Genomic DNA, 6,691 nt, shown 5'->3' with positions numbered 1-6,691 from the left:
CCTATAGGACGTCAACGCTCGGACGTTACGAAGAAATCACGAAGCGTCACCAAGACAGCGTCACCAAGACAGCGTCGCCAAGACATTTCAGTAGAGACCCCCTGTTCTTATCGTCACAACGACGTGACGCCAACCTCGACGTGGAGGCTCCCCCGTGTTTCAACAGATCACTGATCCGATTGCCGGATCGCTCATCCTTTCGGCGATCTTCGCCGCGCTGCCCCTGATCCTGCTCTTCGTGCTGCTCGGCGTCTTCCGGGTGAAGGCCTACCGGGCCGCCCTCATCAGCCTCGTCGTGTCGATCGCGCTGGCGATCGTGGGCTGGCAGATGCCGGTCGGCCAGACGCTCAGCGCAACCGCGGAGGGCGCGTTCTACGGGCTGTTCCCGATCCTGTGGATCCTGGTGAACGCCCTGTGGATCTACAAGCTCACCGTCGCCACCCCCTGGTTCGAGGTGCTCGGCCGGACCATCCGCTCGGTCACCAACGACCTGCGGATCCTGTCGATCCTGATCGCGTTCTGCTTCGGCGCCCTGCTGGAGTCGCTGGCCGGGTTCGGCGCGCCCGTGGCCATCTCCGCCGCCATGTTGATCGCGGCCGGGATGAAGCCGCTCAAGTCCGCGGTCGTCTCCCTGCTCGCCAACACCGCGCCGGTGGCGTTCGGCGCGATGGCCGCCCCCGTCATCGCCCTGAACGGCGTCACCGGCCTGCCGATCGGCGACCTCTCCGCGATGGCGGGCCGGCAGACTCCGTTCATCGCACTGCTGGTCCCGCTGCTGCTCGTCTTCATCGTCGACGGCAGGCGCGGCCTGAAGCAGACCTGGCCGGTCGCCCTGGTGGCCGGGCTGGTCTTCGCCGGCGCGCAGTTCGTCACCTCCAACTTCTTCGCCGTCGAGCTGACCGACGTCGTGGCCGCCGTGTCCACCGTGATCGCGGTGCTGGTCATGCTGCGCGTGTGGCAGCCGTCGCAGACCATCGGGATGTCCGGGGACGCGCACGTCGAGGCGCCGGTCGCCGGCCGCGCGAACCACCCGGCGTACTCCTCCCGGTCCGGCGCCTCCATCACGTCCGCGGTGTCGAGCCTCGCGACGTCCGGCCCCCGCGACGGTCACGCGGACATCGCGACCACGAGCACCCCGCGGCCCGCCCCGCGCCAGGTCCTCACGGCGGTCGCGCCGTACCTGATCATCATGGCGATCTTCTCCGTCGCCCAGCTCCCGGCCATCAAGGCCTGGCTGACGACGGCGGGCAGCGTCACCTTCCAGTGGCCGGGCCTGGACGTGACCGACGCGTCCGGCAAGCCGGTGGCCGCCCAGCTGTTCAAGCTGGACCACCTCAAGGCGACCGGCACGCTGCTCGCGCTCTCCGGCCTCGCCACCATGGCCCTGTACGGCGTCGGCCCGCGCAAGGCGCTGCGGATCTACCGGGAAACCCTGGTGCAGCTGCGCTGGACGATCGTCACGGTCACCGCGGTGCTCGCCCTGTCCTTCGTGATGAACATCTCCGGCCAGACCAGCACGCTGGGGTTCGCCCTCGCCTCGGCCGGCGGCTTCTTCGCGATCCTCTCCCCGTTGATCGGCTGGATCGGCGTCGCGCTGACCGGCTCGGACACCTCGTCCAACTCGCTGTTCGGCCAGCTCCAGGTCGCGGCCGCCCAGCAGACGGGCCTCTCCCCGGTGCTGATGGCGGCGGCCAACTCCTCGGCGGGCGTGCTCGGCAAGATGGTCTCGCTGCAGAACCTGGCGGTCGCGTCCGCCGCCGTCGGGCTCGAGGGCTCCGAACCGGTCCTGCTGCGCAAGCTGATCGGGTGGAGCCTGGGCCTGCTCGTGCTCGTCACCGTCCTGATCTTCCTGCAGTCGACCCCGGTCCTCGGATGGATGGTGCCCTGATCTCCGCCGGCGACCGCGTGCTCGACGCGCTCCGGGCCGCGGTCGCGGATCCCACCCGGGTCAAGACCCGGGCGCTGGACCTGCACGCCAACGCCCACGACGCCTCGCACTTCCTGCTGGTCCCCCGCGCGGTGGTGGTGGCTGCCGGCGCCGACGAGGTGGGACGGCTGCTGCGGGCCAGCGCCGCCCAGGGCGTGCCGCTGACCTTCCGGTCCGGCGGCACGAGCCTGAGCGGCCAGGCGGTCACCGACGGCGTGCTGGTCGACGTTCGGCGCCACTTCAAGAACATCGAGGTGCTCGACGACGGCGCCAGGGTGCGCGTCCAGCCGGGTGTCACCGTGCGCGCCCTGAACGCGCGGCTGGCGCGGTACGGCCGCAAGTTCGGTCCGGACCCGGCGAGCGAGTCCGCGTGCACGATCGGCGGGGTGGTCGCCAACAACTCCTCGGGGATGGCCTGCGGGACGTCGGACAACGCGTACCGGACTCTCGAGTCGCTCACCGTGGTGCTGCCCAGCGGCACCGTGGTCGACACCGGAGCGAGCGGCGCGGACGAGCGCCTGCGGGCACTCGAACCGGACCTGCACGACGGTCTGGTCCGGCTCTCGGCGCGGGTCCGGAACAACCCCGCGTCGGTGGCCACGATCCGGCACCAGTTCTCGATGAAGAACACCATGGGCTACGGCGTGAACGCGCTGCTCGACTTCGACCGGCCGGTGGACATGCTGACGCATCTGATCGTGGGCAGCGAGGGGACGCTCGGCTTCATCGCCGACGCCGTCTTCCGGACGATCCCGCGGCTGACCCACACGACCACCGGCCTGCTGGTGTTCGACGACCTGGCCCGCGCCAACGCGGCGCTGCCCGCCCTGGTCGAGACCGGGGCGGCGACCCTGGAGCTGATGGACGCGCTGTCCCTGAAGGTGGGGCAGTCCCTTGCGGGCACGCCCGCCGTCGTCGGGAACCTCGCTGTGCGGGATCACGCCGCGCTGCTGGTGGAGTACCACGCGGACTCGGCCGAACGGCTCGCCGAGCTGGAGCGCGGCGGCCTCGGGCTCCTGCGCCGCTTGGGGCTCAGCACCCCGGCCGAGTTCAGCAGCGATCCGGCAACCCGCGCGAGCCTGTGGCACCTGCGCAAGGGGCTCTTCGCCGCCGTCGCCGGCGCCCGCCCGCAGGGCACCACCGCGCTGCTCGAGGACGTCGTCGTGCCGGTGCCGGCGCTCGGGCGCACGTGCATCGAGCTGATCAGGCTGTTCGACACGTACGGCTACCGCAACAGCGTGATCTTCGGCCACGCCAAGGACGGCAACATCCACTTCATGCTCACCGACGGCTTCGTCGGCAAGGCCGAGCTGGATCGCTACCGCGCGTTCACCGAGGACATGGTCGACGTCGTCCTGGGCGAGGGCGGTTCCCTCAAGGCCGAGCACGGCACCGGGCGCGTGATGGCCCCGTACGTGCGCCGGCAGTACGGCGACGAGCTGTACGACGTGATGCGCCAGGTGAAGGTGCTCTTCGACCCCGCGGGCATGCTCAATCCCGGCGTGCTGATGAACGACGACCCGGCCGCGCACCTGCAGCACATCAAGACCACGCCGCCGGTGGCCGACGAGGTGGACCGGTGCGTGTCGTGCGGCTACTGCGAACCGGTGTGCCCGAGCCGGGACGTCACGCTGACCCCGCGGCAGCGGATCGTCACCCTGCGCGCCGCCGAGCAGGCGAGGCTCGCGGGCGACGGCGCGCTCGCCGCCGAGCTCGAGCGCGACTACGACTACGACGCCGTCCAGACGTGCGCCGTAGACGGCATGTGCCAGACCGCGTGCCCCGTGGGCATCAACACCGGAACCCTGGTCAAGCGCCTGCGGAGCAACCAGACGGGCGCGATCGAGAACGGCCTGTGGAACGCCGCGGCGAAGAGCTGGGGACCGGTGACCCGGATCGCGGGAGCAACCCTGAGCGTGGCCCGCACGATCCCGGCGCCGGTGCTGCTGGCCCCGAACACGCTGGCCCGCGCGGCGCTCGGCACGGACACCGTGCCGCTGTACTCCGCGGAGCTGCCGGGCGGCGGCTCGCCACGCAAGCGACCGGTGCCCGACGGCGAGCCGGCGGCCGTCTACTTCCCCGCCTGTGTCCAGACGATGTTCGGGCCGGCGGCGCAGTCCTCGCCCGGGGTGCAGCTCAGCTTCGAGCAGCTGTGCGCGCGCGCCGGCATCACGCTGCTGGTGCCGCCCGGGATCGACGGGCTGTGCTGCGGGACGCCGTGGTCCTCCAAGGGGCTCGCCGCCGGTCACGCCACCATGGCGCGCAAGACCCTCGCGGCGCTGCGCACGGCCACCCGCGACGGCGCGCTGCCGATCATCTGCGACGCGTCGAGCTGCACGGAGGGGCTGCGGCAGATCATCGATGCCGACGCGTCCGCGACGCCGCTGCGGGTGCTCGACGCCGTCGAGTTCGCCGCCACGCGCATCCTGCCGCGCCTCGGCGAGTACCGGAAGATCGACTCGCTCGCCCTGCACCCGACGTGCTCGTCCACCCGGCTGGGGCTGAACGGCTCGCTGGACACGGTCGCGCGCGCCGTCGCCGAGCGCGTCGAGGTGCCGGCCGGGTGGGGCTGCTGCGGGTTCGCCGGGGACCGCGGGATGCTGCACCCCGAGCTGACCGGGTCCGCGACGCGGGTGCAGGCGGCCGAGGTCGTCGCGATGGACGCCACCGCGCACGCGTCGTGCAACCGGACCTGCGAGCTCGGGATGACCCGGGCCACCGGGGCGGACTACCACCATGTGCTCGAGCTGCTCGAGGAACTGACCCGGCCTTGATCTTTGATTTGCTGGCGAGGTCGAGTGTTGGTTCATTCGAACACGCACGACTGCATTGTCAAGGGACCTACGACCCACTCATTGTTGGCTGACGCGTCTGCGTATTCGCCGAATCCCAGTGGGCGGTCCCTTGCGCGTCGTGCGGCGAGCATCGGTCTATTTTGTTCGCGTGACAATTCGACGGAACACAATTCCTGCCCGGCCGCACGGCCAGTGGGCGGTCGACGGCACGGCGCCCCTGAATCACAACGAGGTCGTGAAAGCCGCCGACAACGGCCTGAACGTCCGTGAGCGCATCGAGAAGATCTACGCGATCGAGGGCTTCGACTCGATCGCGGCCGACGACCTGCACGGCCGGTTCCGTTGGTGGGGGCTGTACACCCAGCGCCGGCCCGGGATCGACGGCGGCCGGACCGCGACCCTCGAGCCGCACGAGCTCGAAGACAGCTGTTTCATGCTGCGGGTCCGCGTCGACGGCGGCGCGCTGAGCACGCAGCAGCTGCGGGTCATCGGCGAGATCTCCGTCGAGTTCGGTCGCGGCACGGCCGACATCACCGACCGGCACAACATCCAGGTGCACTGGGTGCAGGTCGAGGACGTCCCGGAGATCTTCCGCCGCCTGGACGCCGTCGGCCTGAGCACGGTCGAGACCGCGGGGGACGTGCCGCGCGTCATCCTGGGCAGCCCCGTCGCGGGCATCGCCAAGGACGAGATCGTCGACCCCACCTGGGCCATCGGGGAGATCGTCCGGCGCTACATCGGCGACCCGGAGCTCGCGAACCTGCCGCGCAAGTACAAGACGGCGATCACCGGGCACCCGAGCCACGACGTCGTGCACGAGATCAACGACGTCGCGTTCGTCGCGATGGTGCACCCCGAGCTCGGCGTCGGGTTCGACCTGTGGGTCGGCGGCGCGCTGAGCGTCGCCCCGCGCCTGGGCGAGCGCCTGGGGGCGTTCGTGACCGAGGCACAGGTCCCGGACGTGTGGGTCGCGGTGACGTCGCTGTTCCGCGACTACGGGTACCGCCGGCTGCGGAACAAGGCCCGGATGAAGTTCCTGCTCGCGGACTGGGGCCCGGCCAAGCTGCGCCAGGTCCTGCAGGACGAGTTCCTCGGCTACCAGCTGCCCGACGGACCGCCCGCCCCGCAGCCCACCAGGTCCGGGGACCACGTCGGGGTGCACGAGCAGAAGGACGGCCGTTTCTACATCGGCGCCGCCCCGTTCGTCGGGCGCGTGTCCGGTCCCGCGCTGATCGCCGTCGCGGACCTCGCGGAGTCCGCCGGTTCGCACCGGGTCCGGCTCACGCCGTACCAGAAGCTGCTGGTGCTGGACGTCCCGGCTGAGCACGTGGCCGCCGTCGTCGTCGGGCTGCGGGAGAACGGGCTGGAGGCCGAGCCCGGCCCGTTCCGCCGGTCCACGCTCGCGTGCACGGGCCTGGAGTTCTGCAAGTTCGCGATCGTCGAGACCAAGACGACGGCCGTGGCGACCATCGGGGCCCTCGAGGAGCGCCTCGGCGACCTCGGGCACCTGCAACCGATCAGCCTGCACATCAGCGGCTGCCCGAGCTCGTGCGCGCGGATCCAGACCGCCGACATCGGCCTCAAGGGCCAGCTCGTGATGGACGACGACGGCGAGCAGGTCCCCGGCTACCAGGTCCACCTCGGCGGCGGACTCTCGTCCGTCGACCGAGCCGAGGCCGGCCTGGGCCGGACCGTCCGCGGCCTGAAGGTCACCGCCGACGGCATCGCGGAGTACGTCGAACGCGTCGTGCGCCGCTACGTCCAGGACCGCGCCACCACCCACGCCACCCCGGCCACCGACGCCACCCCCGGAACCGACGCCACCCCCGAGGGAGCCGACGCCACCCCCGAGACCTTCGCCACCTGGGCCCACCGCGCCCCTGAGTCCTCCCTGCGCTGATCCCCAAAATACCCGTAACGTCCGAGCGTTGACGTCCTATAGGACGTCAACGCTCGGACGTTACGGGTT

At 71.0% G+C, this 6,691-nt stretch carries 3 protein-coding genes; all 3 read left to right on the top strand.

Annotation, left to right across the window (positions count from 1 at the left end):
• Positions 1-154: 154 nt before the first annotated feature.
• Complete coding sequence (locus tag VIM26_RS09735) at positions 155-1,888, top strand: L-lactate permease (RefSeq protein WP_331950582.1); 1,734 nt, start codon at positions 155-157, stop codon at positions 1,886-1,888.
• Positions 1,873-4,701 (top strand): FAD-binding and (Fe-S)-binding domain-containing protein, encoded by a 2,829-nt coding sequence (locus VIM26_RS09730; RefSeq protein WP_331950580.1) that lies wholly within the window; start codon positions 1,873-1,875, stop codon positions 4,699-4,701. Before VIM26_RS09735 ends, VIM26_RS09730 begins: the two co-directional genes overlap by 16 nt.
• A 169-nt stretch (positions 4,702-4,870) precedes the next feature.
• Complete coding sequence (locus VIM26_RS09725; protein WP_331950578.1) at positions 4,871-6,622, top strand: nitrite/sulfite reductase; 1,752 nt, start codon at positions 4,871-4,873, stop codon at positions 6,620-6,622.
• Positions 6,623-6,691: the final 69 nt, after the last annotated feature.

Source organism: Pengzhenrongella sp. (genome assembly GCF_036565025.1).
GTDB lineage: Bacteria > Actinomycetota > Actinomycetes > Actinomycetales > Cellulomonadaceae > Pengzhenrongella.
The sequence above is the reverse complement of the archived record's forward strand: the minus strand, read 5'-3'. Positions and strand labels throughout refer to the sequence as shown.

Excerpts from the sequence above, each read along its gene's own strand:
- VIM26_RS09730 (WP_331950580.1), top strand. The coding sequence starts at position 1,873 with ATGGATGGTGCCCTGATCTCCGCCGGCGACCGCGTGCTCGACGCGCTC.